Source organism: Pedobacter duraquae, assembly GCF_004362245.1.
Lineage (GTDB): Bacteria > Bacteroidota > Bacteroidia > Sphingobacteriales > Sphingobacteriaceae > Pedobacter > Pedobacter duraquae.
The window spans coordinates 204150-230144 of record NZ_SNWM01000007.1; the positions used below are offsets into that span (position 1 = coordinate 204150).

The 25995-nt window shown below is 39.2% G+C and carries 22 protein-coding genes; 10 read left to right on the top strand and 12 right to left on the bottom strand.

Features of this window, described 5'->3' with window-relative positions; translation table 11 throughout:
- The first annotated feature begins 150 nt into the window (after positions 1-150).
- The gene (locus CLV32_RS22240) at positions 151-1332 is read left to right on the top strand and encodes a TlpA family protein disulfide reductase (protein ID WP_133559170.1); all 1182 of its coding nucleotides are present in this window, start codon (positions 151-153) and stop codon (positions 1330-1332) included.
- A gap of 201 nt (positions 1333-1533) precedes the next feature.
- Here the strand turns inward: CLV32_RS22240 and CLV32_RS22245 are convergent, their stop codons facing one another.
- The 6 genes from CLV32_RS22245 to CLV32_RS22270 form a co-directional block, all read right to left on the bottom strand.
- Positions 1534-2208, bottom strand: a complete 675-nt coding sequence (locus tag CLV32_RS22245; RefSeq protein ID WP_133559171.1) for a hypothetical protein — start codon at positions 2206-2208, stop codon at positions 1534-1536.
- 115 nt (positions 2209-2323) lie between these two features.
- Positions 2324-2443: a helix-turn-helix domain-containing protein gene (locus CLV32_RS23495; RefSeq protein WP_394346185.1), complete on the bottom strand. Its 120-nt coding sequence runs from the start codon at positions 2441-2443 to the stop codon at positions 2324-2326.
- Between the two features lie 107 nt (positions 2444-2550).
- Positions 2551-3378, bottom strand: a complete 828-nt coding sequence (locus CLV32_RS22255; RefSeq protein WP_133559172.1) for a hypothetical protein — start codon at positions 3376-3378, stop codon at positions 2551-2553.
- 91 nt (positions 3379-3469) lie between these two features.
- The gene (locus CLV32_RS22260; protein ID WP_166642005.1) at positions 3470-3796 is read right to left on the bottom strand and encodes a discoidin domain-containing protein; all 327 of its coding nucleotides are present in this window, start codon (positions 3794-3796) and stop codon (positions 3470-3472) included.
- Positions 3797-4321: 525 nt separating this feature from the next.
- Complete coding sequence (locus tag CLV32_RS22265) at positions 4322-7717, bottom strand: DEAD/DEAH box helicase (RefSeq protein ID WP_133559174.1); 3396 nt, start codon at positions 7715-7717, stop codon at positions 4322-4324.
- Positions 7704-8480, bottom strand: a complete 777-nt coding sequence (locus tag CLV32_RS22270) for a Hachiman antiphage defense system protein HamA (protein WP_133559175.1) — start codon at positions 8478-8480, stop codon at positions 7704-7706. Before CLV32_RS22270 ends, CLV32_RS22265 begins: the two co-directional genes overlap by 14 nt.
- Before the next feature lie 403 nt (positions 8481-8883).
- Between CLV32_RS22270 and CLV32_RS22275 the strand changes: the two genes are divergently transcribed.
- The 7 genes from CLV32_RS22275 to CLV32_RS22305 all read left to right on the top strand — a co-directional run bounded on the left by CLV32_RS22275 (position 8884) and on the right by CLV32_RS22305 (position 17004).
- Positions 8884-9426, top strand: a complete 543-nt coding sequence (locus CLV32_RS22275; RefSeq protein ID WP_133559176.1) for a hypothetical protein — start codon at positions 8884-8886, stop codon at positions 9424-9426.
- A 351-nt stretch (positions 9427-9777) separates the two neighbouring features.
- Positions 9778-10905 carry a hypothetical protein gene (locus CLV32_RS22280; protein WP_133559177.1) on the top strand — a complete coding sequence of 376 codons (1128 nt, stop codon included), beginning with the start codon at positions 9778-9780 and terminating at the stop codon, positions 10903-10905.
- Positions 10906-10909: 4 nt separating this feature from the next.
- Positions 10910-11587, top strand: coding sequence for a hypothetical protein (locus CLV32_RS22285; RefSeq protein ID WP_133559178.1), 678 nt, complete (start codon positions 10910-10912; stop codon positions 11585-11587).
- A 355-nt stretch (positions 11588-11942) separates the two neighbouring features.
- On the top strand, positions 11943-12338 hold the full coding sequence (locus tag CLV32_RS22290; RefSeq protein WP_133559179.1) for a hypothetical protein: 396 nt from the start codon (positions 11943-11945) through the stop codon (positions 12336-12338).
- Positions 12339-12340: 2 nt separating this feature from the next.
- Complete coding sequence (locus tag CLV32_RS22295; protein WP_133559180.1) at positions 12341-13303, top strand: HTH domain-containing protein; 963 nt, start codon at positions 12341-12343, stop codon at positions 13301-13303.
- A gap of 143 nt (positions 13304-13446) precedes the next feature.
- Positions 13447-14307, top strand: a complete 861-nt coding sequence (locus CLV32_RS22300) for an AbaSI family restriction endonuclease (RefSeq protein ID WP_133559181.1) — start codon at positions 13447-13449, stop codon at positions 14305-14307.
- A gap of 210 nt (positions 14308-14517) precedes the next feature.
- On the top strand, positions 14518-17004 hold the full coding sequence (locus CLV32_RS22305) for a VWA domain-containing protein (RefSeq protein WP_166642006.1): 2487 nt from the start codon (positions 14518-14520) through the stop codon (positions 17002-17004).
- Between the two features lie 494 nt (positions 17005-17498).
- Here the strand turns inward: CLV32_RS22305 and CLV32_RS22310 are convergent, their stop codons facing one another.
- The 3 genes from CLV32_RS22310 to CLV32_RS22320 all read right to left on the bottom strand — a co-directional run bounded on the left by CLV32_RS22310 (position 17499) and on the right by CLV32_RS22320 (position 21798).
- The gene (locus tag CLV32_RS22310) at positions 17499-17873 is read right to left on the bottom strand and encodes an ATP-binding protein (RefSeq protein WP_133559183.1); all 375 of its coding nucleotides are present in this window, start codon (positions 17871-17873) and stop codon (positions 17499-17501) included.
- 305 nt (positions 17874-18178) lie between these two features.
- Positions 18179-20896, bottom strand: coding sequence for an N-6 DNA methylase (locus CLV32_RS22315; protein WP_133559184.1), 2718 nt, complete (start codon positions 20894-20896; stop codon positions 18179-18181).
- Entirely contained in the window at positions 20893-21798 is a 906-nt protein-coding gene (locus tag CLV32_RS22320) for a DNA-methyltransferase (RefSeq protein WP_133559185.1), read from the bottom strand. Before CLV32_RS22320 ends, CLV32_RS22315 begins: the two co-directional genes overlap by 4 nt.
- A 286-nt stretch (positions 21799-22084) precedes the next feature.
- On the opposite strand from CLV32_RS22320, the gene CLV32_RS22325 reads away from it, so the two are divergent.
- A complete protein-coding gene (locus tag CLV32_RS22325; protein ID WP_133559186.1) occupies positions 22085-22378 on the top strand; it encodes a restriction system modified-DNA reader domain-containing protein in 294 nt (97 codons plus the stop codon).
- A gap of 33 nt (positions 22379-22411) precedes the next feature.
- Here CLV32_RS22325 and CLV32_RS22330 read toward each other — a convergent pair whose 3' ends face one another.
- Together CLV32_RS22330 and CLV32_RS22335 are read right to left on the bottom strand one after the other, a co-directional pair.
- Positions 22412-22804 (bottom strand): (deoxy)nucleoside triphosphate pyrophosphohydrolase, encoded by a 393-nt coding sequence (locus tag CLV32_RS22330; RefSeq protein ID WP_133559187.1) that lies wholly within the window; start codon positions 22802-22804, stop codon positions 22412-22414.
- A gap of 219 nt (positions 22805-23023) precedes the next feature.
- Positions 23024-23395: a hypothetical protein gene (locus CLV32_RS22335; RefSeq protein WP_133559188.1), complete on the bottom strand. Its 372-nt coding sequence runs from the start codon at positions 23393-23395 to the stop codon at positions 23024-23026.
- 1325 nt (positions 23396-24720) lie between these two features.
- On the opposite strand from CLV32_RS22335, the gene CLV32_RS22340 reads away from it, so the two are divergent.
- Positions 24721-25044, top strand: coding sequence for an MGMT family protein (locus tag CLV32_RS22340; protein WP_133559189.1), 324 nt, complete (start codon positions 24721-24723; stop codon positions 25042-25044).
- A 50-nt stretch (positions 25045-25094) separates the two neighbouring features.
- Here the strand turns inward: CLV32_RS22340 and CLV32_RS22345 are convergent, their stop codons facing one another.
- Positions 25095-25991, bottom strand: coding sequence for a DUF72 domain-containing protein (locus tag CLV32_RS22345; protein WP_133559190.1), 897 nt, complete (start codon positions 25989-25991; stop codon positions 25095-25097).
- Between the last annotated feature and the right edge of the window lie 4 nt (positions 25992-25995).

Below are 25995 nucleotides of genomic sequence, written 5' to 3' on the forward strand. Positions count from 1 at the left end.
GTCTTAGGTATAGTTATATCTTCGACAAAATACGCTGAATTATAGGGTAACACTGTACAATGGCATTAGTCGAATTTTCTACGGGACTGGTCTAATTCGAAAAAATAACTTATCGTGGTATGGTAGATTGCAGTAAATAAATTAAACCTGATGAAAAAAATCGTTCTGCTCCTATCTTTTATCGCTGTCCTAAGTATCTCTTCTTACCAATTAAAAGCACAAGAAAATTCTCCATCATTGACGCTGAGCAAAATGGCTGCTAAACTTTCCGAGCTCAATGCTATAAGTTATCAGTATCGGAGCGAGGTGAATAACATTAAAAACGATTATCACTCAGCAGTCCAGGGCGACGTTTACGTGGAGTTCGATTCAACCAATAAAAGTCTGGTAGCGCGCTTTCAACTCGAAACTGAAAAATACCGTTCAATCTATAACGGTGCTGAAATATTTACGTTAGATAAAAAGCTTAAAACTTACCGGTTTACTGAGCAACCTGATCCCGGTAGCTTTGGCTCACTTTCATTTTTTCATAATGCTATCCAAACGCTCGCCAATCAATTACCGTCAATTGTTAGCAGCAACAAGACGGCTAAAGACCTTGCAGATACGCTCATAAATAAAAAGACTTACAAGGTAATTACGCTGTCTTTATTCCGGAGTTCATTGCAGTATGCCGGCCAGGGAATGAAATTTACTAAAGATGTAACCATCAATTACCGCATCTTGATTAACCCAGAAACGTACCTGCCATATCAGGTGATCGAAACCAATGATATTGATAAAGCGTTATATAACACCATTACTACTTTTACTGAAGTTAATACCAATCCCAGACAGCCCGAAACCAAATCCTGGTATTACTCCAGTTATCAAAATGCGTATACTTTAGAAAAGAAAGCAGATGTGCCTTTGCTTATTCCTGTAGGGTCCATATTAACAGATTGGGCGTTACCTGAATTCGATGGAAAAAGTAATCCTATTTTAAAAAGTGACCAGCTTACAGGGAAGGTCATACTAATGGATTTTTGGATAAAAAATTGCGGACCGTGCATGGAATCTTTTCCATACCTCAAAGAACTTCAGGCAAAATATGGGAAAGATAAATTTCAGTTATTGGCGATAAACGCATATGACAAAAAAGAGGAGGTCGCTTTTTTCTACAACAGGGAGCAGCCCAATTATAAGATGCTTTACACAGGTAAGGCTTTGGCGAAACAAGCAGGTGTTTCGGGGTATCCTACAGTTGTGCTACTTGATAAGTCAGGTAAAGTTATTTACACGGGAGAGTTTGACCATGTCAAAATTGAAGCGATGATCAAAGCGCACATTTAATAAATAAAAGGTTTTTTTATACAGCGGATGAGCGCTAAGTGAAAAAGAGCACATAAAATACAGTTCAAGTTTCAAACTCATTAGCCATTAAAGCGATTTACATTATCATTAGCTGCAGATCCATTTTAAATCGTGATATCTAAACAAAACGGCGGTGATACACCGCTTTGTTCAGATTTTAATTTAAGATTTCTAAATTGATTACTTCTGTTGAATTGCTCTGAGAAAGAAATTCGCTATTCTTTTATCTTCAGTAGGCTTGACAAAAACATCTCTAATTATAGTTCCTTGTTTATTTGCTGGAATAATTTCAATCTTTTGAACCACTCCTCCAAATTCAGATTCGATATTAGGAAAAAGACTCGGATAGCTATAACGCGATTTTGAGATTAGCGTAAATATTATTGTAAAACCTTTAAAGTTGGGTAGCTCTGAAACATAAGAGACTTTTCTGGCAGCTTTACCAGAAATCAATATATTTTCAAGCTTAAATTTTTCATTATCTCGATATTTGAATGCAATATCCAGACCCAATTTCTTTTGAGAGAATTTTTCTGGTTTAGAAAAGGGGCGGGTCAAACTATTGGTCGATTGGAAAGTTTGCTTAGCGAAATTAATCAAATAATATTGGTTGACGTCAGATGAAGTAGATATGCTACCATTCATTTCTATATCACTTGTTCTGATTAAGGGTTCGATGCCGTAATTGCTTTCGATAAATATACTATCTGGAGGAAAATAGTCTTTGATGGTTTTACCTCCAGGAGCAGAGATGCTAGTTTTAATCACTATCAACAGTTGTTTTTGAGGCTTAGCGATAGGAAAAAAGACATTGGCTAATTGAAACAGGAGTAATATGAATGTTGTTATAATCATGTGCTAAAATATGTCAATACGTCTTCCGCCAGGTCTAGCTACTTCTGTAGCATAAGCAAATCTTGAAGAGCGATGCTCTCTATTAAAGCCTACTCCATTTAGTGTGCCTTGCGTACTAACAAAAAAAAATAATCACAAGGGCGACACCTGCCCGCTCAGCGAATTCCTCCTGAGTTAGTCCTGCAAGCTTTCTCTTTTCCTTTACAAACGGCGCCAATCCTTTCATTATATGCATTTACATCTATTTATGTAAAAATGGTAAAATTATATGTAAATAAATATAAAAACATACGATGTGCTCGGAATCAAAACAGTACATATATTTGTACTGTTTTGATACTTTTACTTCTTTAAGTTTTGAAGAACGTAAAAGTCATTTTGGCCGTTTTTTAAATTGACTAGATAATAACCGCCCACAGCACCAATTGCTAAAAGGTAAGGTTTTAGCACCACTAAAGAATTTGGAAAAGATTGACTTAAATCTATCACTTTGATGAAGCTTTGTTTTAGCCCTTCTTCAAAAATATAAATGCCTTTTGTTGTTGCCACATATACCGAAGTATCAGACGCTCCCATCACTAGAGGGATACCGTTGAATCTAAACACTTCGGTCACTTTTACACCGTTTTCAAAAGATATTGTTGAAAGAGTTCCTAAGTGCTCATAAAGATTTTCTGATGAACTTGTAAAGATTAATTTTTCTTTGAAACTAGCTAATCCATATATATTACCGTAGGCAATAGGGATTGCTTTTCCGGTCACATTGGGAACTACTTCTATGCTTTTGTTCAAGAAAGAACTTGCTTGTTCAAATCGCGAAGAAGTTTTCATGATTTTCCCGTTCACAAAAATACTATCTCCATTACTAGGTTTAAGATATAAGCCACCACCCCATTCTCCGTTATTTAACCCCACGAATTCACCGTACTTAGTAGGTAATGTGTAAAGCCCTGGTGAGTAATTCACTTCAGTTATTTGTAAGTCATGATTATTAATGGAGACTTTCATGTGCTTTTTTATTGTTGAAAGAGGGTATTGACCCTCGAAGATCACTTTAGGGCATTGATTGCAAATAGTAAAATCTTTCAACGAATGAATTTGGCTGAATACCTGGCTAGGAAAAAGCGCTAGAAAACAAATGTAAATTGTATATTTTTTAATCTTATTCATATCATTTTCATTACTTGTTATTGCCTGAAGTCAAGATAACTTTCATACTGAAATCTTTTCTCTTTTTACCTTTTGTGTTATCCATAATAATCTATCTTTTTTCGTTGAAAACACCTAATTCTGCTATTTCTGGTGCTTTATCAAATTGACGCATAGTTACCCTGATCTTTTCGCACCATATTCTATCAAACCGGTAAATGTTTACCTTTTTCTCTCCCTCATTGTTTGCTTTGATGTCATTCCACTTACCGCTGGCATAATATTGAAAACTATAATTTGTTGCCGATGAATTACCGGATGTTAAAACGATCATATTGCAGGGGACAGCCCTTTCAAATGTAAGTTCATACCAGGGCGTTTGCACTGTGGGATTAGATGACCAATTGGACCTGAAATTATCGTCATTTGCAAAATCCATAATATTCATATCATCACTCCAGCTGCTGTTGCTTCTAACATGCTTGGCAATGTTCTGAGAAATGATTGGTGCTGCATATTAGCTAATGTTAATACTGCTCAAGTTCCAATGCTCGACTAGCAATTAAGAATTCCAATTTATACGCAATATTAGTATTCCTGTTATTTACAAATATTCGTTACAAAAGCCATTAGGTAATTTATGCTGATCCCTTTCAGAACTCGCCTCGATTTTTCGCGAACGGTACAATGCCGAGCTTTGTCAGCTATTGACAGATAATGCCGCGTCCTTGCGCACACTGGATGGCTACATCGATACCCAGCTGCTCATCAACTATCCCAGCCTAAGACGATTTATGCTGAGCGTTAAGCACAGCCAAAGGGCTATCCGGTGTAGAACGCTGGAAGAACAACCCATTGCGTGCGTGCAAGCATCGCCTACCGGCAGCCTCTGCCGAGGATGAATAAGGGCCACAGGTAGGGCGATGTGAATTTAGCGGACGTAGGATTGGTTTAGCATTTTCCGTTACAGCCAGTATATCTTACCTTCGCCAAAACGGATCACATGTGGTCGGCTGTTCCCGTTGGTGAACGAGATATAGGTTAGCCCTTTGCCGGTCTCTTTAATCTTTTGCACAAACGGCACGATCCTTTCAAAATCAGGAGTAACCATCCAAGGGGTATTGTCTTCGTCAACCTCAAAGCGGTAATATCCATTCGGAGAATCGGTAGCTGCTACCAATTCCTTATTCGTAAAATCCTGCCGCCGCCAGCGTTTTAACTCAGGTTTTAGCATTTCCTCCCGGAAGGCTTGCCAGAGCGGTGCCGCTTCGGCCGAGGGCCAGTCCGCCTGCTGGCTCAGTTCATCGACCTCACCACTCTCGATCCAGCCCCGCATCCCATTCCGGTCGGCAAAATCGGCGCCACTATTAACAATAGCTTCCATAGCGGAGCGCCTAGAAGGCAGGCCTGCACGGATGAGCAGGGCGGCCATCATGTTCGGCACCCCATTCTCGGCACAGGCCGCAGCCCCACCGGTGATATACTCCGGTTCCCAGCCCGCTGCCAGCCGGCGCATCCGGATCGCTTCGATAGCCCAGACCAGCCGGTAGGAGAACAACTGCTCGATCACAGGCATATTGCCCGGACCGATCAGATCAATGGAAAGACCCTTTAGCCATTGTTCCAGCAACCCTTTCCAGTCTGCTGCCAGCGGGTCCGGCTTAAAAGGCTGTATCTTGAACAACGGTTCGCCCAGCCTGACCAGCGCGGCATGCAGCTGATCGGTATCGCCGTTCAGTGCGGCCTGATCAGCCTCGTCCAGTGCGGAGTTCAGCTCATCGGCGATCGAATCCAGAAGCAACCCGGTATCCAGGCCTACCCCCATGCAAAAATGTTCTTTCCTGCGCTGAGACGTTGTATGCGCCCAGATGAGCCGCGCCCGCGCCGACAACAGGGCGAGCTGATCTTGTTTGTATTTCGCGGTTTTGCGCGCAATCTGCCTTTCCCAGAAAGAACCCCGGAGCGCTTCATCGAGCAGGTTGGGAAGGTCGGCCGCCTGACTGTCCAACGCCTCGATCAGACTCAGGATCATTGCGTCCAGCTTATCGATATCATTCTCTAGATTCGCCAGCTCGTCGGCGGGCTGCCCACCGTCCTTACTGAACCAGGCTTCTCTGGAATTGGCCAGGTACTCGAAGGCATCTGCTTTGTTGAGCATTCCGCCTTTAGCCAGACGTTCCATGGCCTGCTGGATCACCTGCATCAATCCGCTGGTCAGTACCCGGTGCCGGGCGGCGGTCACCACCTGGTTCCAGACCCGTTTGCGTTGTGCATGCTGGTCGAAGATGACATGTAGCACGATGCCTTCAACATCTACGAAGGCACGGCCCGCCCGCCCGGCAACATTGGCAAATTCTTCTCCTTTAAGGACTTCCCCTGCCCGGTGCAGGTAAGGTACCAGCAGAACGGCCGCGTTGATATTCAGTCCCTGCGACAGCGTTGGTGAGGCGACCGTAACGGTGATTACATTAGCTGCGATCAGAATTTCCAATTCCCGCAGGAAAGGATCAGGCAGACTGCCGTGATGCAGCGCGACCCCGATTTCCAGGCATTTTACGGCAGGATGGGTAGCTCCCAGCCATTCCTTGCCGACGGCCACGCAGCGGGCGATCCTGTTCGGTTCCTGCAGCAGGCTGGGTAAATAGCCCTTGGCCACCAGGTCCAGCGCAGTCTTTCCAAAATTCTCTACCCAGTTGGCCTGTGTAATGAAAACGAGCGTTTTTTTGCCCTGCTTGGCGAATTCCCAGGCCCCAAAAACAGTAAGGTCTTTCATATCGGCCGGGCGCGCAGCCTGTTGCCCCGGCGGGGTAGCCTGTCCGATGAACCTGCTGATAAAGGGCTGTTCCTTTTTATGATCGTAATTGAGCGTAGCCGACCGGCCTTTCCATTCCAGTGTGCCGAACAATTGTCGCGTCGGCCGCCAGCCGAGTTTGATCGCGGCGCCCGGATCATCATTACGCATCCAATCGGTAAGGTCAGACAGGTTGTTGCCGTCAGGCAAGATAGCCGACAGGCAAACGATGCGCCGCTCACCCGCATCCATCCGTTTGAGCAGGCGCTGCACCAGGATCTCAAAACGGATCTCTCGTTCGGTTTTACCGATCATATGCCCTTCATCCAGCACGATCAGGCCGATGTCATCCAAAATACCCGCATCATTACGCAGCGCAAAATCTAATTTTTCGGGCGTGGCGATCACGATATGACGGCTGTTCAGAGCATCGGAATCCATAGCGGACAAGCCGCCGGCACCGTAAAGCGACGATACGCTGAAACCGAGGGGAGTGAACGTCTTTCGAAAAGAACGTTCCGTCTGGGCCGACAAAGCTCTTAATGGCGTCACGATCAGTACACGTTTCTCGGTCGCCAAGGTGATCAGGGCGGCCATTTCTGCGATACGCGTCTTCCCTGCACTCGTTGGCAAGGCAACGATCAGATCGTCGGCAACATCGCGGCAGCGGGCTGCGGCTTCCAGCTGAGAGGGCCAAAGTTCGACCTCAGCCACTTTACGGGTGTAGAGCTGGCTGATGAATAATTCGCGCAGCGATGCATACCGTTCCTCACCACCTAAAGGGGGCTCGACCGGTAGCTGAACATGCAGCGTGGAACTCCAAAGATCGTCCGTCAGGCTCGTTGTCAATTTTGCGATCCACCAAAGCGTTACTGTTGAGCTGTCGGCGGCCAGTTTTTCCGCCCTGCGGAAAAAGGACTGCGCCTGTTGATAAAGTCCCTCATCGCCGGTCGCCAGTGCCAGGTCGAAGAAAGCCAGACCCCGGCAGATGCTGCCATTGAGGATCTCGCTAACCGCATCCTCCACCTCGAAATCGCCTATTTCCAACATCTCCGAGAGTATGGCATCTGTAACCGTATCATCCAGCACTTCCCGGATAAAGCTGCGCAGCTGATCCAAGTCGCGCAGGATCAGCCAAATCAGTGCGACCTCGCAAGGAGCATTATTCTCGCCTTGGTCCAGGCGCTTGTTTAGGATCGAATAGGCAATGGCCGAATAACCGGCCAAATGATAACTTGCGCCAGCGATCACCCGGAAAAACCCAACATGCGGATCTTCCTCATAAGTATTTCGCACAAGGCTTTCAAAAGCCTTGCCGGCCGCATTGAATGCGTTTTGCGCGAGCTGCCGGTCACCTTTTCGCTCCGTCAGCTGCAAGGCAGCCCGGAGCACGGCAAAACCGTACTCCGCCAGATCGGTCGCGATCGTCCGGCTGAAACCGGTCCCTGCAGGCGGTTCACCGTTCACCCGCATCATCGACCAGGCCGTGGCGCGGTCGGCTAGGCTGCCGCGGAAATCAGTGCGCAGCAGATCGCCCAAATAGGCGCTTAATTCTTCAACTGTTTCCAAGCTCTTCGAGGTCTTTATAGGATCCGGCAATGAAATCCTGGTGATCAGTGATATTGATATTGACTGAGGTCTGCGGTCGGGTGGTTTCAGCGGCGAGCAGGTCGTTCCGCAGGAAATTGAGTGGACTGTTGCCCGTCAGCGTAAAGAATGCATGGGCGATGCTGGCCGGTGGCAGGCCCCTTTTGGCTACCTCCAGTTTAATGGCCGTACCGAGCGCCTTGCGTTCAGGCGTACTTTCCAGCAGCCGGTCCACAATGAACAGCAGCGCGTGCGGCGTACAGCGTCCGCTGTCCCGGTCGAGCGCCGAACGGGCACTTTTTACTGTGGTGTTGGAGAGGACAGCAGCGCTTTTGGATTCGCCTTTCAGCAAGCTTAATCCATTCGCTACATCGTGCCGCATACCGATAAAGTCATCGCCGCGCAAGGCCATTTCCCGGCCGTCCTTATATCGCAGCCGTCGTACAGGTACTTCATAACCCAGAGCATGCTCGATGTATTCGGTCGCCAGGATCTCTCCCAGGTCGCCGGAACGGGATTTTTTGCCCTGCGGCAGCCGTGCTTTTAAAATAGCAGCCGCGGTTTCGTAACCAAGGGTCTGGATATCGTCGGCGATGACTGACAAGTCGTTGTAATGGGAACGCATGATCTCTTGCAGTTCGGCAGCGATTTTCTTACGTTCACCGGCGACTTCGGTGCAGATATGCAGGGTTTTGCCGCCACTGGTTTCCTGCTGGAGATCGATCCAGGTATTGAAAATTGACATGATGATCTAATTTAGGCAATGAAAGGTAGGCAATTTATCCGAAGGGCGCACAATGGCATTAACAGATGATTTCATATAATGGATGATTTTATCAAATATGCAGTTAAATGTATGTATCGTACTGTCGGTTGTTTCTATAATTGAGGCTCGAGCTCATATGCGAAGCTATTGACCTGAACGATTTTTGATCAACTACGCGCTAAAACAAGGAGGTACGGAACGAAAAATCATCTCAATTGGTAACAAATTTCCCGGCCTGATTTTACCTATTTATTTTGTTATTTAACCACGATGTATTTAACTTCCAGTGATCAAAAATCATCGAAGAATTTGGCTAAAATCAGTCCAGCTGTTAACCTGAGTTGTGGGAATGCGTAAACTATTGTATTTTTAAACGAATACTATGAACATCGAAACAATTCAATTTATTTTGTCGATATGGGGGGCGGGACTCTCAAGTCTTCTTGGGGGCCTTACTGTTTTTAAATTTTATAAGGAAAGTAAAGTAAAGCTGCTTGTTTTCTCAACTGTAGATTATCCCTTTGCTCAGGTGCATGTTTCAGCTATAAACGATAATAACAAACCTTTGACTGTCACACAGGTTTATATAGCCTACGGAAGTTCGAAAACAGAATTTATCAAAATATTAGTAAAGGATTTAGAAGGGGAGAAAAGACTTTCAGAAAGTGATAGATATACAGTTAATTTTGATAGAATAGAAATAATGGAGGCATATCGAAATTCAGATATAAGACATAATTCTTATCATAGACTGCTAGTTTGTGTCAGGCTATCAAATGGAAAAATTTTTAAAGACTGGGTTTATATAGATCCTACAATTATTGAAAGCACCTATTATGATAAAGCAGAGCAGTTTATTGCTACAGATATATTTTTAGGTATTGGACAGTCTAGTAGTGATTTTTTTGAAATTGGGTCAAAGTAGTGCTTTGTCATCATAACCGGTAATCAACAATTTAATCATTCTATAGGAAGCAGCCATCTGAAGTCACATTAAAGGATTGGTAATAAAATTGGGTATTGGTTTATGAACGTTTATAGAGTTTGCCAACTCTTTTACCTTCTCCACAACTATTCCCATAGCAAATATAGTAGTGGTAATTGAGATTTCCATTAGGAAGTCCAGCTAAGGACTTTGCCGTAAATAAGTAGCTGCCTTATTTGACATTCGAATACCTAGTTCACTTACATTACTTATAAAAAGGGTTAATAGTGACAAATTTTGCTTCCTTATTTTAAAATAATCATTAGCTTTATCGTAACCAACACGCTCATAATGGCTACGTTAGAAGAGGTGTCTGCGCTTGGAGCAGACAGAAGAAAGCTGATCAAGACAATATCCTATATAACAATCTTCACAGTAGTGATGTTCGGATATTTCTATATCACATTTGGCTTCATAAATTTTATTGGAAAAATCCATCCAAAACTTTATATTCTCTATATACCATCTAGCATTATAGCGATAAGTTCGTTCCGTTGGATTTTTCGATTCACAAATTATTGGAAATTGTTTCGAGTATATTTGGCACTAATTACGATTGTGGTTGGCGGAATGGCTATGATCGACTACTTAGAGGATTGGTATTACAAATTTGATGATCTCGATTACTATTTTGTAATATTTATTGCTACTGGATTTATTTTTAGAGTCTTTATTAGGCCTGAAGAGACTCGGTCTAAAATAGCGAGTTATCTTTTTGGTTCCGCAGTTTTGGGTGTAATAGTAGCACTTACTTTCGCATATCATTTTTTCTTTTTTGAATATATTATTATTCATCCTAAAGCTAACTTAACCTTAAAAAATACAATAGTAACGACAAGTGATATTTACGATTTGGTTGGGAGTTTTCAGTCTAAAACAGGCAGTGAACAGATTGAAATGAGTTTAGATCCTTTTATGCAGATTTTAAACAGACGCGGCATCTTGGTTTTAAATTCAACCGCAGTTCTACCTGTAAATAACACCGACATATTTCGAAGAAAGCATGCTGATGCTCTATTTCGGATAGATCAGGGCCAACAAATAAACAACTTTTTTTTTCCGTCGGGTTATTATAAATATAGTACCTCTTACTTGATTGATGGTTATTATTTAAAAAATATACATGTAAAATTTAACCAAGAATTTGGACACGATTTTGAGTTGAGGTTTCTATTTCAAAAGTATGGGCAAAATGAGTTTTATCAATGCATTTCAACTGACCGAGATAGCGTCGATGCCACATTCACTGCTTCCATAAAGTTGCCAGGCACTCCAGCGTTCGACGTAATAGGTAATTATCACTTTAAGAACAATCCTAAAGAATTAAAGAGAGGTGTTACCGCCTTATCTGTCACTTATAGCAATCGTAAAGATCTAAAACCATCTTTGTTTTCTTTTTTTAAACCTGATATCTTCTAATATTATGGCAACCGATAATCAACAAACAGTTAGAATCCGATGGCTATTTGGGAACAAAAATATCCAAGTGGAAATGTTGTCCGCTATTACAAGTATGATTTCCACATTTGTAGGAGTAGCTGCTTTGTTTATAGGGGTCTGGCAATTTAATCTATCCCTAGAAAAGACAGATATTCAGATCAAATTTTTAGAAAACGAGAAAATAGAACGAAATGCTGAAAATCGACCCATCGTACGGTTTGTTGATTTTACTGTCGATAAAGAGCCCCATAATTGGTCTTTTAAAAGCAACTTGGTTAATGAAGGTAAGAGGCAGGCCGACAGCCTTATAACAACATGTCAAGTACTAGCATATGATGGAAGTGAGAATCTTTCAAATAGCTACATAGTGCCAATGTATGAACGGATGGTCATTAAGCAAAATGGTTTGTTTCCTCAAGAATCATTGAGAGACAGCAAAAAGTTTGATAGAATTGATTTGGATGTATACTTAGTGAGAATAGATATTACGTATCGTGACGTTGTTAGCAAAGATAAATATCCACTAACAAAATACTTCAAAATTGATCTTAAGGAGCAGCCTGTAAAAATAACTGATTACTATGAAGAGCAGAAATACAGCGATAATAGATATCACGACGAATTTCATAGGGTTTTCGATGTTTATTTCCCACACAAATAAACGGTATTTAGATAACTCATTCCTGATCATATTAGTTTTTTTGAGGTCAGTCTTAATATTCTGTTGAGGCCAACTGCCACCATGTACAGTTCGTTTTTCAATATCGAGAACAAATAGCCAGCCTGGCCGCTGTTGCAAATTTCCATATCCCTCGGGTAAGTCATATCATAGCTTATCAGAGCAACTCTTATTCCCATGAGAGACATCGAAGAAATCACCCAGGCACTCCTTAAATTTCGGGACGAACGGGATTGGTAGCAATTCCATAATCCAAAAGAGTTACTTTCTTCTCATTTCAGATATGAGGTTGTTCACCTTAATCTTAGCCGTTGAAAGTAACGATGTGTAAATTCAAATGAAATTAACACTCCCAATCCGCTTTTTCTCCTTTATTAGCGCGAGCTGTTTTGGCCAAATATCAACCCTAATTGATAATTTCAAACCCGCTTACGCGAATAAGGACATACTCGATTATATCACTAATTCGAAAAATCAATATCAGCTCCTTAGGCCTGAGGAAAAAGCAAAAGGACAGCGTATCCTGAATTTGTTTAAAGTTTTAACAGGTAGTGTTCAAGATATTCCAATTATTGACTTCAACAAATACCTTATTATTACAAGAAGCCAAAAGATCTCCCTATATTGGATTAAAGTTTTATCTATCAATATTAACAACCTCGTTAATATTCTAATCCGGGATCTAGGCAAAACAGACAAACATAATAATATCATCAAAAAAAAGCAAAACTAAACATGACAATTAAGGAAGCTATTTTAAAAGTTTTAGATGATTTCGAGGGGGCTTTAACCTATCTTCAAGTTTTGGATAAAATCGATGAAGGTCATTACATAGACTGGAAAAATGCAAAAACTCCATCAGATACCATTGGTGCGCAACTAGGTCATTTTATCAGGCAAAACGATGCGAGAGTTAAAAGAATCAAAGGCTCTAAAGGGTATGAATATTATTCGACTAAACATGATATTAAAACCAACATGTTTCAGATTATGAATGAGATAAAAGTTGCACAAGCAGGTTCATCTCCTAAAAAATTCTCAGAACGTTCTTTGCACAAGCTATTAAGTAGCTTTCTAAATAGTCAGAACTCCGATTCTAAGACGATTTTCCATGAACAGTCCTTAATTGGGAAAGACGATTATCAAAAATGGGTACATCCAGATATGATTGGAATAGAGTTTCTTAGGTTGAAGAATCGGTCAAGTAGCGCATTAATGAAACTAGTCACAAAGGCGGACTTATTCAGTATTACTTCTTATGAAATAAAAAAGGAGATCAAAACAGATTATGATTTAAAAAAATACTTCTTTCAAGCAGTATCAAATTCAAGTTGGGCGAACTATGGTTATTTAGTGGCGTTCGAAATTAATAAAGGCTTGATGGATGAGATGGAGAGATTGAGTCAGTCTTTTGGAATTGGAATTATAGAGTTAAAAGCAAATCCTTATGAAAGTGACGTACTATTTATATCTAGATACCGCAGTTTAGATTTCAAGACAGTTGATAAGTTGTGCGAAATAAACAAAGACTTTGAAAAATTCATGCTTTTAGCCGAATCATATTTAAGTGCTAACGATAAGTACGTTAACGCGGCAAAAAATGAACTTACAGAATTCTGTGACACGTGTTTCGAAACAGATTCAGAAATAGAGAAATATTGTCGAGATAATAACATCCCTTGGAATGATGAAAATTAATAATATTTCATTTAGAATTGTTACCCTCGCCACGTGGAATATTATGGATAATTTTTCTCTAATTTCCAATCGATTCCCATATTTAGCTAAATTGATGTGTTCTCAAAAATGGTTATTACAAATAGAGCCCTATTTCGCAAAGAATGAATAAGCTTCAATATATTTGTAGGCAGTTTTACAAAGCTGAGAAAAAACCTTACGAGCATTACGTGGTGACAAGAATCTGGCACTTATTGGATGACTTAGATGTAAAATTCGTTACTCAACAATATGTTAGGCGAACAAATGGGATTGCCCTTACCGATATGTTTTTCCCACAATTAATGGTTCATGTTGAAATTGACGAAGGGCATCATAAACGCCAACGAATAATTGATGCCACAAGGCAACAGGATATTATTAGTCAGACAGGTCATACCATATTAAGAATTGACGTCACTAGATCCTTGCAGGAAGTAAACGCTACTATTGATGAAGTTGTAGCTAAACTTAGAGAAATTTTATCCGAGCAAACAAATTTCCTTCCATGGGATATTGATCAAGAATTCAACTCTCAGACTTATATAAAGAAGGGATACATATGTATTACAGACCATGTAGCATTTAGAACAATGGTTGAAGCGGCCAATTGCTTTGGAAATTATTATAAACCAAATTCTATTTGGACAGGGGCAGCAAGGCATCCGGCGGAGGTAAATAAATTCCTTTGGTTTCCTAAACTTTATAAAAATGGTGTATGGAATAATACCATATCTAGCGATGAGAGTATCATAACAGAAATTAGTGAAGACAAGGGGAAGGTTAAAATTTCAGTAGACAAAGCTTTGAAGGATTGTCTTATGCTTAGAATTGTTTTTGCTCGCGTCAAAGGATCTCTCGGAGACACTTTATATAGATTTAAGGGCGAATATCAAATTGATATGCTGCGAACCAATTATACAAATGGCGTAGTATTATATCGAGTCAAAACTAGAGTCAAAACATATGCACCTTTGATATCTTAAATGCATATTAAGCCGTTAATCAGAAGATCGTAGATAATTTACTATTTCATTTATGTTAATTTTTGAAATATAACTCTATAAAGTTATATTGATCAACAATATTGTTCGATATAATCTCTGTACAATACGTTTTCTGAATATCAGGTTCCGCGTTTATACATCTTCATTAAACCAAAAATTATCTTAAGTCTCACAACATTAATGAATAACATGGATAAAACTGCTCGCAATGTTGGCGTAATTACTCAGTTAGCAGAAAGAAAGCATAAAGACGGTAATCCCTATAAGATTGCATTTATTGAATGTTCTTCTTTTGATTTCAAAATTGGATTCCACCAGAAAAGCCTCATAAACCGAAGCGATATCAGCAATCTGTCTGATGGGAAATTAATCACCTTTGCGCTATCAGAGATTAAAACTGTTCGAGGCGACAGAATGATTGCGAACGAGTGTTTAATAAGTTGCAATAAAGAAATAGAAGAAAACATTTTAAATTACGACCAGGAAACAATTAATCTTATCTTCCAGAAAACCTCTCTGGAGTTCTCATTGAGGATGAAAGCTAAATTGGCAAATGGGACAATCCCTAATACACCGATATCGTTAAAGTTAAAAGAAGCAGACAAGCAACCATCACTCATCGATATTGAAAAAAAAGGAGAGTATGGGTTTTTACGGCGAATTTTCGATATTAATTCCCCAGAATATAATATTAAACTTATAGCAACCTTATCAGAAGGTATCAAACAAATTGACGAAGATCACATTTATGACCAGGCGAAGCTGCTTCTAAAAATTAATTCCGACATGGGTGACAAGATGTTAAGTGATCTAAATTTAGCTTTCTACAATAAAGCTACTGATCTATTCCAGCTTCTTTTATGGTTGGATGGGTACGTTGATTTTTGTCCAACACCATTTTTAGGCAAATACTTTGAAAACGCCTCTTTGGAAATGAAGGCCAAGATAAAATCTAGATTGGGATTTGATACAATACCTCCTGTTACTTGTCCTACAGATACAGAGCACAGTGATATAGAAGTTTTCTTTTCGGGTATTCGGGCGAAATTATTGGAAGAGATTAGCAAGGCCACTCAAAATATACGCGTAGCAATCGCATGGTTTACTAATCACGAGCTTTTTGATCTGCTTTGTTATAAACTTAAGCAGAATGTAAAGGTTGAGCTTATAATCATTAATGATTATATTAACAATTGGGAATTAGGGCTTCCCTTTCAAAGTTTCATCGATCTTGGAGGAGCACTTTATTTCAGCGATTACCCTGGGCTAATGCACCATAAGTTTTGTCTAATCGATGATAAGGTTCTCGTTAACGGTTCATACAACTGGACTTATTATGCGGAATCATTTAATAAGGAAAATTTAATGATTTTCCGTAAAAACCCTACTTTAATAAATATTTTTAAAAGAGAATTTGAAACATTAAAATCGGACCTTGGTAATCCTATTACAGGGCTAATTCATTTTCAAGAAAATCAAATTACACGCTTTGAGCGAAAAGCTTATACGGAATATGTCTCTACCGATCTCGCATTAAAAGCAAGTCAAATCAAACCGCAGAATGCGGAATTTGCCGCAATCATAGTCTCAAAGGCAGTCATGTTTAATCCGGAAAACTATCTCGCAGTTAGTTTAGGGGATGAACTGGAGGGACTTGTCGGTCTGGAAAAAAATAGTCAGATTGTCTTGAATACTTTAAATCCTGTGATAATTCCAGATGCAGAGAAAATTTCTAATATAGCCACAGCAACTAAAAGAGAGGATTCCCATGAGAGATCTGGAGCTGTGCAAACTATACCTGTCAAAAAGGATTGTAACGTCGATTGCGATTTTCTGACACATCAAATCACTCCGGTATATTTAAATCCAGATGATGTGGAGGTTTTGTCGCGACCATTGTCGGCAAATTTAGTCTTTCCTCAAGTGCAGGATGTTACAACGGTAGATGTTAGACCTTCCGGCTTAGAACAGGAAAATAAAAAGTTTAATCAAAAAGTGTCGACCCTCCCAAAAAGTTATTCAATTAGTCGAGATGATAGCTATATAACTAACCCTAATTTACAATTGCCGATTCAAAGTTTTTCTATTCCGATAAAGAAAACTAAGGCTGAAGAGTTTGAAAATTTACGAGTTGGGATTGCGTTAGATACATCTGGATCAATGGAGGAGCTATATAAAAATGGTACTGTTCAAAGGGTGTTAGAACGCCTTTTATCTTTAGCAATAGCAGTTTCTCATGAAGGAAGCCTAAATATTTGGACATTTGCAGATATATCCAGAAAGCACGAAGAAGTCGATAAAAACAATTACAAAGATTATATTACTAAAAATAAAATTACGGCTGGTGGGCTAACCCACACTTTTAAGGTTGTTGATGCTATATCAGAAAATTATCTAACCGCTGACAATTTTACAAACCCGGTATTCGTTATTATTCTCACTGATGGAGACGTTGGAAATATAGAAATCCAAATGGCAGATACTGAAAGGTATCCTGTTTTTTGGCAATTTGTTGTATTGGGTTCTGATACGGCTAGTTTAAAAAAATTGAATATAAAACTTAAAAACATTTCATTTTTCCAGCTCGATGATATCGAAACAATCAGTGAAAATGTACTTTATGGTAAGCTATTAAATACATTTCCTAACTGGTATAAAAATTATTTTAGGTCATAATAACGGATGCTTGTGCTAGTATTCCATCCCTGAATGGGTAGGTCAAAAAGAATATTAGCTTACGATGCCATATTAAATTTGGTGTTGAAAATTCAGAGTTGTGCTTTTGGGGTTCTAATTGGCCATTTGAAGACAGAGATTTTTGAATTAATATTATTGGTTGATAGGAAATAGACTCAGTTAATGCCTTAATTATAAGATACATCGATTGTGATAAAAGAGTTTAAATCAGTCTTATTAGAGTAGAATTGTCCTTAGTTCGGGGCGTGAAGTTTTTGCCGAATGCTAGGCGGATATTCCGACGATAAAACAGCATTGTTCCTCACTAAAGAACCCCATTTATTCCGGAGCAAAGTACGGCAGCCAGGTCCGCCTGTACCACAGTAAGTAAGAGTGATATAAGTTGAACTTAATGATTTTCTTCTTTCTCAAAGACTTTGCTGGGAGTGCTATTCTGTGCGCAGAAGCTGCCAGTCTGTCCATAACATACGGCATCAGCGAGGGTTGGTTGGTTGATCAACAAAGTTGTACCAGCTGTCCGGTGGAAGCTGCGAATTGATCATCGTTGAGCCGTTTCCATACCTGTCTTCCAGGATATCGAGCAGAGCAATCCGAGCGTCATTGTTCAAAGCCTTAGGTCTAAAGTCATCCAGGATCGGCAGTTTATTAGCTGAGATTCTCCTGATCCATTTTAAGTAAGAGCCATCAAGTCTGGCTTGGGCAAGTGCATCCAGAAGCTTATTCATAATAAAGTACTGGATCCGGTAACCCAGCCAGCATGCACAGCGCCCCAGCGCATAAGCTAAAAAGGATTTACCACATCCTGTTGCACCAGTGATCAGCAAATTGCCACCTTTTTTTATGAACATGCCATCAGAGGTCTTTTGTAGCGGAATCGTCGCCTACTATACAGCGAAATATCCAAAATTTATCAATTAACCAAAGAAAAGATATTGTAACCTCAATTAGCCTTTAATGAAAGCGATATTATTTGTTAGTATTTTAAAAATTAATAGAGTTCGATTATATAGTAAAAGAAAATTTGTATTAGCGAGATTGAATGAATACAGTTTGATATTGTGGAAAAGTGTTTTTCTAGATGTAAGATAACAATAAACGATGTAAAGACTTTGACAATTTTAAGGAATTGAATCGTCAGGTTAAAAAAATTATATTATTGCGTTGCAGTTAACCTAATTTCAACTAGAGCTAGGATTGAATCATATATGACCTGCCTGTTTTCACGAATTCTAAAAGCGGAAAGTATCGCTTCATCGAAAGCTATTCGATCAGGTCTTTCTAATTCATCAGCTATCGAAGACATAATTTCTCTTGTTGCCATAGTACGAAACGCACTTTTGATATTTTGTATATCGATGGCATTTAAAAGATTTACGTCCAAAATATGCATGTACTTTTTTATCCTATCACTGCTAAGATCAAGCGCTCCTAGACCTCGTCCAAATCCCATTCCTTCAATAATAAACATTGCTACAGCACTATTCATTATAGCGTGATAGAGTTCTATATCTATCTCTTTGATAGGTTTTAATGGTACGAGTCTCTGATCTGAGAAAGCTGGTGGATTTACTCTTCCCGTAAATAACCGATCACCATAATTAATGAATAGGACTAAATCTGATATATCTTCGGTATCCATTTCATACCATAATAAATTAGTGCGCGAAAGCTTTTTAATGTTTTCAGCAGTATTAAATTTTCTGATCCAATTTAAAGCCCCCAAATGGCCTAAATCAACTAATTCATTTTCGGTTCGAGAACAACAAAATGCTTCTTTGACAGCGGGTGTACTCAAATGAGTAAAGTCGCTAGGGCCTTTCGCTAGGGGCTTGATGTATTCTGGTTCAATTCCATGTCCTGACTTCGGGTAAAATAATTCATTATTACCCCGCCTCTCTCCACGTTTAATATTAAAAATATTTTTTAATGGAACTAGTGGGATATTTAATACCCAATCACAATTTACAAATTGCGCATTACCCCCTAAGCCCAGTTTCCTAAATTGGGCTATTTGATCAGTTGTTATACTCCTTACAATTAACGAGTCATTTTGTGTTTGGCCAGTTTGGATTTGCGCAGCTAGTAATTCAACAGCTGTCTCGTCGGCTATTGCCTCTATTGGCCTTGTAATAACGATGAATTTTACTGGTCCATTTGGCTGTTCAAAATCAACCTTTTTATCCATAATTAGTAAATTAGTTACAACTTGGCTATTTTTAAACCATCTACCAGCACCGGATGTTATAACGCATTTCAAATCATAAAAACCATTCAATAAGTTAAAGAAATCATCTCCCCAGTCAGTTCCCAGCCATGCATTCGTGATTATAATACCTAATCTTCCATTATCTTTCAATAAAGGATGTAACGAGAAAGGCAAATAAGCGGCAACGTCCGCTCTTCCAGAAAAATCATTCATCCCCATTCTTTCGACTATTGCTTTTAAAGCGTTTCCATATTGCTTTCGTCCTTCCTGTGCGACAAATGGAAGGTTACTTGTTATAACTTCGAATTGGCCAATTGTTTCAGAAAATAAAAGACCGGTTGATGGATTTCTAAAATCTAAAATTGTGTTTTCTTTGAGTGTAAAGGCATCTCGTTGAAAAATTTTAAGCGGTAAATGCATAAGCCCAGGTTTAGCTATAGCAAAAGTTGCAATTTGTACTGCTTGGGGATCCTGGTCTCCGGCGTAAACAGAGGCTGCTACATTCTCTGCGGCAACACCATTTTTTAATTTATATTCCAATGCAGCCCTAATTATTGTACCACTTCCACAGCAAGGATCAAGTACGCGATCCTCGACAACGTTTCGCACGCAAATTTGTACAAGTAATCTTGCTAGCTCGATCGGTGTTGGGTATTGGCCTCGAAGTTTGCGAATAGTCACTGCAACCGTTGCCTCCAATAAACCCGACAGTTGAGCTTGATCAACAGCGCCTAGCCTAAGATCGGATAGCAATCGATTAAATTGTTTTAGTTGCTCCCACACACGAGCAGTTATTTCTGACAATCCAAGACTATTGGAAAAGATAGTCCAGAAGTTACATTCTTCAGATAGGCGCTGAAACAAAGCTAAAGCTTCGATGGGGGTGGTTTCTTCTGTGATTGTCGAAACTCTTTGCGCCCTGCTATCCGTTTCACGCAAGATATGGGCGAATAAAATTTTCCCAATCCAATTTGAAATTACTACTTTGGCTAGAACTTGCTCTTTATCACTGCCACCATACTCTGCGCGATACTTGTTCCACCACATTATTACATCTGCGCGAAAATCACCATTTCGGCGCATCGTATCAATGATGACGTCCTTAATATCCGACGCATTTTCTAGTATTAGGGAAGTAACTCCGCCACTTCGGTATGCTTCAATAAACGGTCGTCCCTCTAACTCTCCACGATCAAAAAGATCGTTTAAAAAGTTTATTATTTCAGTACCTAGTCTTTCCCATCGTGTTCGATTTGCTTTTACAGCGACGCGGGTAGTTATATCTGCGAGATCATCCCAGGTTTTTGAACGACTAAAGCTGTTAGTGCCATTTATACGCGTATACAAATGTGCATGAGATACGTTCCATAATACATAACTGTCTAAACCCAGGGCATTAGCCTTTATTTCAGCGTTTTCACGAAATTCACGGTCGTTTATACTTGTGTCGGGCATTTTTAGCTCCCAACCCTGTAAGATTCGTGCGGTATCCCGATCTCCGAATAACAAAACGTCGGGAAATAAACTTCCACCATCGATTCTAACCGTTTGCTCACCACCAGCGTCCTTAATTGATCTATTATTAGTCGAGGACAATGCCTTAATATGTCCTATTAGATCGATTGCCCAAGATCTTTCATTGTAGGACGCTGAAAATTTTTTCATAATGTTATATTCGGTTGGTCATTTATGACGGCATTAATATCAACCATGCCCTTTTTATTATTTTGTGGTGTGCCAGAGGAAGGCTGTAACTCTGAGAATAACGGTGGAGGCTCTTCTTGATTTTTAAAAGCTTTTTCAACTAAGGCCAGCCTTTGCTTAGCCACACTTATATAATCAATAGTGTCTTCTTTAAACAATTGGACTTCTTCATTTTTTTCAATTCCTAGGAAACGGCGTTGTTCTAACGCAGCTGCAACAAGAAAACTTCCGCTTCCAAAGGCGTTATCTAACACGACATCACCTTCCTTCGTAAACATACGAATTAAGTACCTACCTAACGCCACGGGTTTTTGTGTCGGATGCCAAACGCGGCCTCCAGTCTCACTTTCAGCTGTTTTACAATATAATGTATCTGTTGGGTATCGTTCTCCATCACTTTTAACTTGGACTGGCTTGAAATCGCCATAACTGCCTGTAAATTGAGCTTTCCTTACACCCTTATTATATGGTTCTCCCGGCGACATAACAGGATAATAGTTTGGCTGTTTACCGTAAAAAATACAAATGTCTTCGTGTTGTCTTAATGGTTGTCGGCGCGCATTCAAAAAATTTGTAGGTTTACTTTTAACCCAAACAAACTTGTATTTGAACCATGGCTCATTACTTATTATTAGTTTTGCGGTGAATATTCCTTGGGATGATAATGCTATAACACCTTTAGGCTTGATAATACGACGATATTCTTTCCAAAGATTATCAAGCGGTATTACGCTGTCCCATTTATTTTGCGTAGTGCCATAAGGTAAATCGCATAAAATCATGTCAACAGAAGCATCAGGAATCTGTTTCATAACTTCAAGGCAATCTCCTTGGAATATTTCACCGCCACGGTACTTCTTCATTTTGGGATATTAGTGGGTCATATGTAAAGCGGTATCAATATAAGCTTATACATTTTAAAGTTTATTTACAAAGTAACGTTTTTTAGCCGCTATTTCAATCAGCATTATACTCTAAATTTAAAAGATACTAATTCTGCAGCCAATCCATATTTAGCATCCTTTACCAACAAGAATTATTTTGACAAGCTTATTAAAAGGTGTCTGGACGCAAATGTAATAATTTGCTAATTAAGTTAGTAAATAAATGTGATTTTTTCTCCTACCTTTACAAAAAATGATATAGGGAGTGAAATACATAGAAGAACCAGATATTACATTAGAGATGTTAATTAACGTTGGACTAATTGACGTAGGGACAATATTATATGCTTCCTCGGATAACGCTGTTACAGCAATATTGAATGTAGACGGTTCTATAACTTTAACATTGAATGGGCTAACAAAAAAATATCCTTATCCTAGCGGAGCTGCAAGAGCAATTCGTGGAGTGAGCATTAGTGGGTGGGTATTTTGGCGTGTAAAAGAAAACAATCAATTTATAGAATTGTTAAAAATCAAAAAACGATATTTAGATTTGTGAACACTGGGTACTTCACCGAAAGCACAATCAGTTTTAAATTTGAAGGGAGCTCAGGTATTGATGAACTACTGGAATATCTGCAGCTGCCCAATCTAAACTTAACAGCTTATTAGCTGTTAACCACGTAAATTCATGATGCTCATGAAGCAATATCTCTCCATTCACATATCTGCAAATAAAAGGAATTAGGGTAATGCTAAAATTAGGGTAGTGAGAGATTACCACTTTAAGTTGCTTGCTTACTTTAGTCTCAATCCCAAGTTCTTCCTTTATTTTTCTTAAGATAGTTTCATCGTAGGTTTCACCGTGTTCTACCTTTCCGCCGGCAAACTCCCATTTCATCGGTAAAGACATGGCTTCACTTCTCCGCGTAGCTAAAACTTGCCCGTTGCTATTTTCAATTATTGCGCATGAAACGAAAATCATACTGCTAAAATAGGATAAAAGAAATAGACGCGAGTCATTAGCAATCAATGAATCCTCCGTACTACCCACATTAATGAGGAAAATTCTATTGCTTTGTGATATGCTGATCTACTGATCAGTGTCTGTAGGACCGTGTCAATACTACTCTGCATATTATACTGGCGTTATTTGTGGTCGTATCTTAAACTGCGATTCCCTTCAACGTCTCCGTTAAATAAGCTACAGTTTACTCTCGTAGTATTTGAACACCCTTGCTATTAAGTTGGCTTTCTTTTTCAAGATTTTCTGTATTTGTTTGTCAGCCGCAGAAAGCCCTTCAAGCGGGTTTAATACCTTGAATTGTTGATACCAACCGCTCTGAAAAGGTAAATCAATATACTTAGCTTCGAATTCCTCCGGATTATGCCATTCTTTGGTAACCGAATTGAATATCCATGAATTAGAACGCGATGCCTGAATTACTAAATTCTTGATTGCAACGAATTGTTGCTGTTGATCATTGTCTTTAAGTCCATTTGTCATATCGGCTCTGAATTTTATGTTTTGAATCAGCGGTTGATTACCCAAAGATATTGCTAAATATATTAGCATTCAAAATCCAATTTTATCAGTTCGAAAATTGAATAATAACAAGCCTCTTGGCCAGGGAAGCTTGTTATAACCTATCGCTGTTTTCTGTTGTTTACAAGTTTACTTAATTAACCTCCTGCCCTGAGTTAACCCTCCAATAAACCTGTCCATATGTCAAAGAACATTTGCAACGCCATCCCGGCTGATTGCTAGATTAGTCAATTACACGAATTGATAAACCTTTTAAAATGAGTTGCTTTTACTAGTAATGCCAACACATTAACGCAATTCCATTTCCAGTGACAAGCGCATCCACGCATCATCTTTTCGGTTAATTTTAATTGCTATCCAAAGATCGGGATATTAAAAAAGCCAGAACAGTGTAGGGGGGTGTTACACCCCCCGCTAAAAAACACCAAAATCGGCCTCAATGATAGTTTAAAGGCAGAAAAAGTTTTTTTGAAAAAAAATGAAATCGGGCTTTAAACCCATTTAAAGGGGGGTGGCAGGAATTATTGTGCATACCAAATGACACCCCTCTCAAAACAGTGATAAACGCGGTTTTTATGATTGCGTTTTTTACAAACCCATTCTAATAGTATTTTAAGGAACTTTATGATTTACATGTGTAGTCATGGCATTAAAGACGGCATTTATACATGATTGCTTTTCATAAAAATAGCTACATGCTTTAAGGCTGCTTCAAAAGGATAAGATCATTTTTATATGATGTAGATTTAATAAATATCACTGTCGTTTTTTTTTCTAAAAATTTTCGGTAATTTAGTTGAATCGTTTTAGCTGAATTCGGGTTTGTAAATCAATAATTACCCTGGCTAAATCCTAACCAGTAAGCTATAGATTTTAACGCAAACTAAATTGCGGTTGGCTCTGCAGATTAACTTCTAAATACACTGCACTTGGTGCTTACTTTCTTCGGACCTCCTTCGTACCTTGTTCGACAAAAGTCGAAGAAGATCGGGATTAGTGACCCTAAATGCTGTGTTACGACTTTGATATGTGTGCTAGGAATTTTGTCTTTCAGAGATTCGTATTTTTCCTCAAACAGTATGATGAAAATCTGAGATTCCCAAAAGAAATTTAGTTGGTGTTTTTTGTCTCAAATTTTAGCCAGTATTTAGAAATAAAATGAGAGTATATTACGAATTTCTTTGAGGAATTTATTTTCATATAATATACGTAAGTTTTAAGTTCCTAGAGGACACTTTAAGTGCGAAGGTTAAAAGCTAGTGATGCTTGCTGCCTTGCTGTAGTAGAATTTAAGATAAGTTTTTCATATTCGAGTGTATTATTAAGACTATCTAATTAAATTTTAAAATTATTTTATGAGTGACTTCTATTCGCAAGTCTATGAAATTGTACGGCTGATTCCGCCCGGTAGGGTCACAACGTACGGGGCGATTGCAAAAGCTTTAGGTTCTGGAAAATCATCTAGATTGGTCGGTTATGCAATGAATAATTCACATGTAATAAAGCCTCATGTCCCTGCACACCGGGTGGTTAATAGAAATGGGTTATTGACAGGTAAACATCACTTTACAGGAGGAATTAGCATGAAAGATTTATTAGCAGCAGAAGGTGTTGTTGTAGATGGAGATATAATTATAAACTTCCAAATGGTATTTTGGGATCCAATGATTGAGCTGTAATTTTATACTACTATAGTTAAGAAAGTAATCTGTTCAAGTCGTAAGAGTAATTAAATGCAGAATTCTAGATTCTGTAATGAAGCATTTAAATGTTGGTTAAACTGACTAATAACATATTGTGCTAATGCTGGAGTTTTTGATTCGTCAGGCTCAGATACGAAGAAGTTTACCTGCCTCAATCCATTATCAATCCATAATTCGATTCGTTTTACCCACTCATCTATTCTGTGATAGTTTGATCGACGACCCGTTCCGTCAAACCGAACGAAAAGTTCGGGAGTTGTCAATTCCATGTGCAAAACATCTCGACGACCTGGAGTGTCTGAAATTACTGTGCCAATCTCTAAATCAGATAGTAGCTGAAAATATTGATTCCTTATTAGTGACTTCTTAAACCAATCTTCAGCCCTCATTTCCACGAATAGCTTGATATCTTTTGGAAAACTTTCTACATAAGTTTTTAAAGACATCCATGAATCAACTCCAAATGTACCACTCATTTGGAGATAACATCCGCCTAAGTTGTTTCCGAAGATTCTTGCGAGATCTGTAAAACGACTATTTATTTCATCCACATTGACAAGTCTATTGGTGTGGCTTATTTTATTGCTGATTCTTGGAAAAAATAAGAATTCTTTATCAGGATCGATTTTACAATTAGCTAAGAATGATTCAGTCTCAGTGAAACTATCGTTATTATAAGAAAACCCTAGATAGTCAACGCTATTAAACGTAGCCACGTATTGACTATTCATGTCTTTCTTTTTAGTGCCTTTCCTGAATATTGCCCCTATCCATGCATCTTTACTCATAGATTGACAACCAACAAAAAACTTTGTTGGTTGAACATGTGAACCAGTTAAAATTTGTTGGGTAAAATGCCCATCGTTCGGAAGGTCAAAATTTATATCAGTTAATGCGTACTCTGCTACTCTACCAAAATCCATTAAT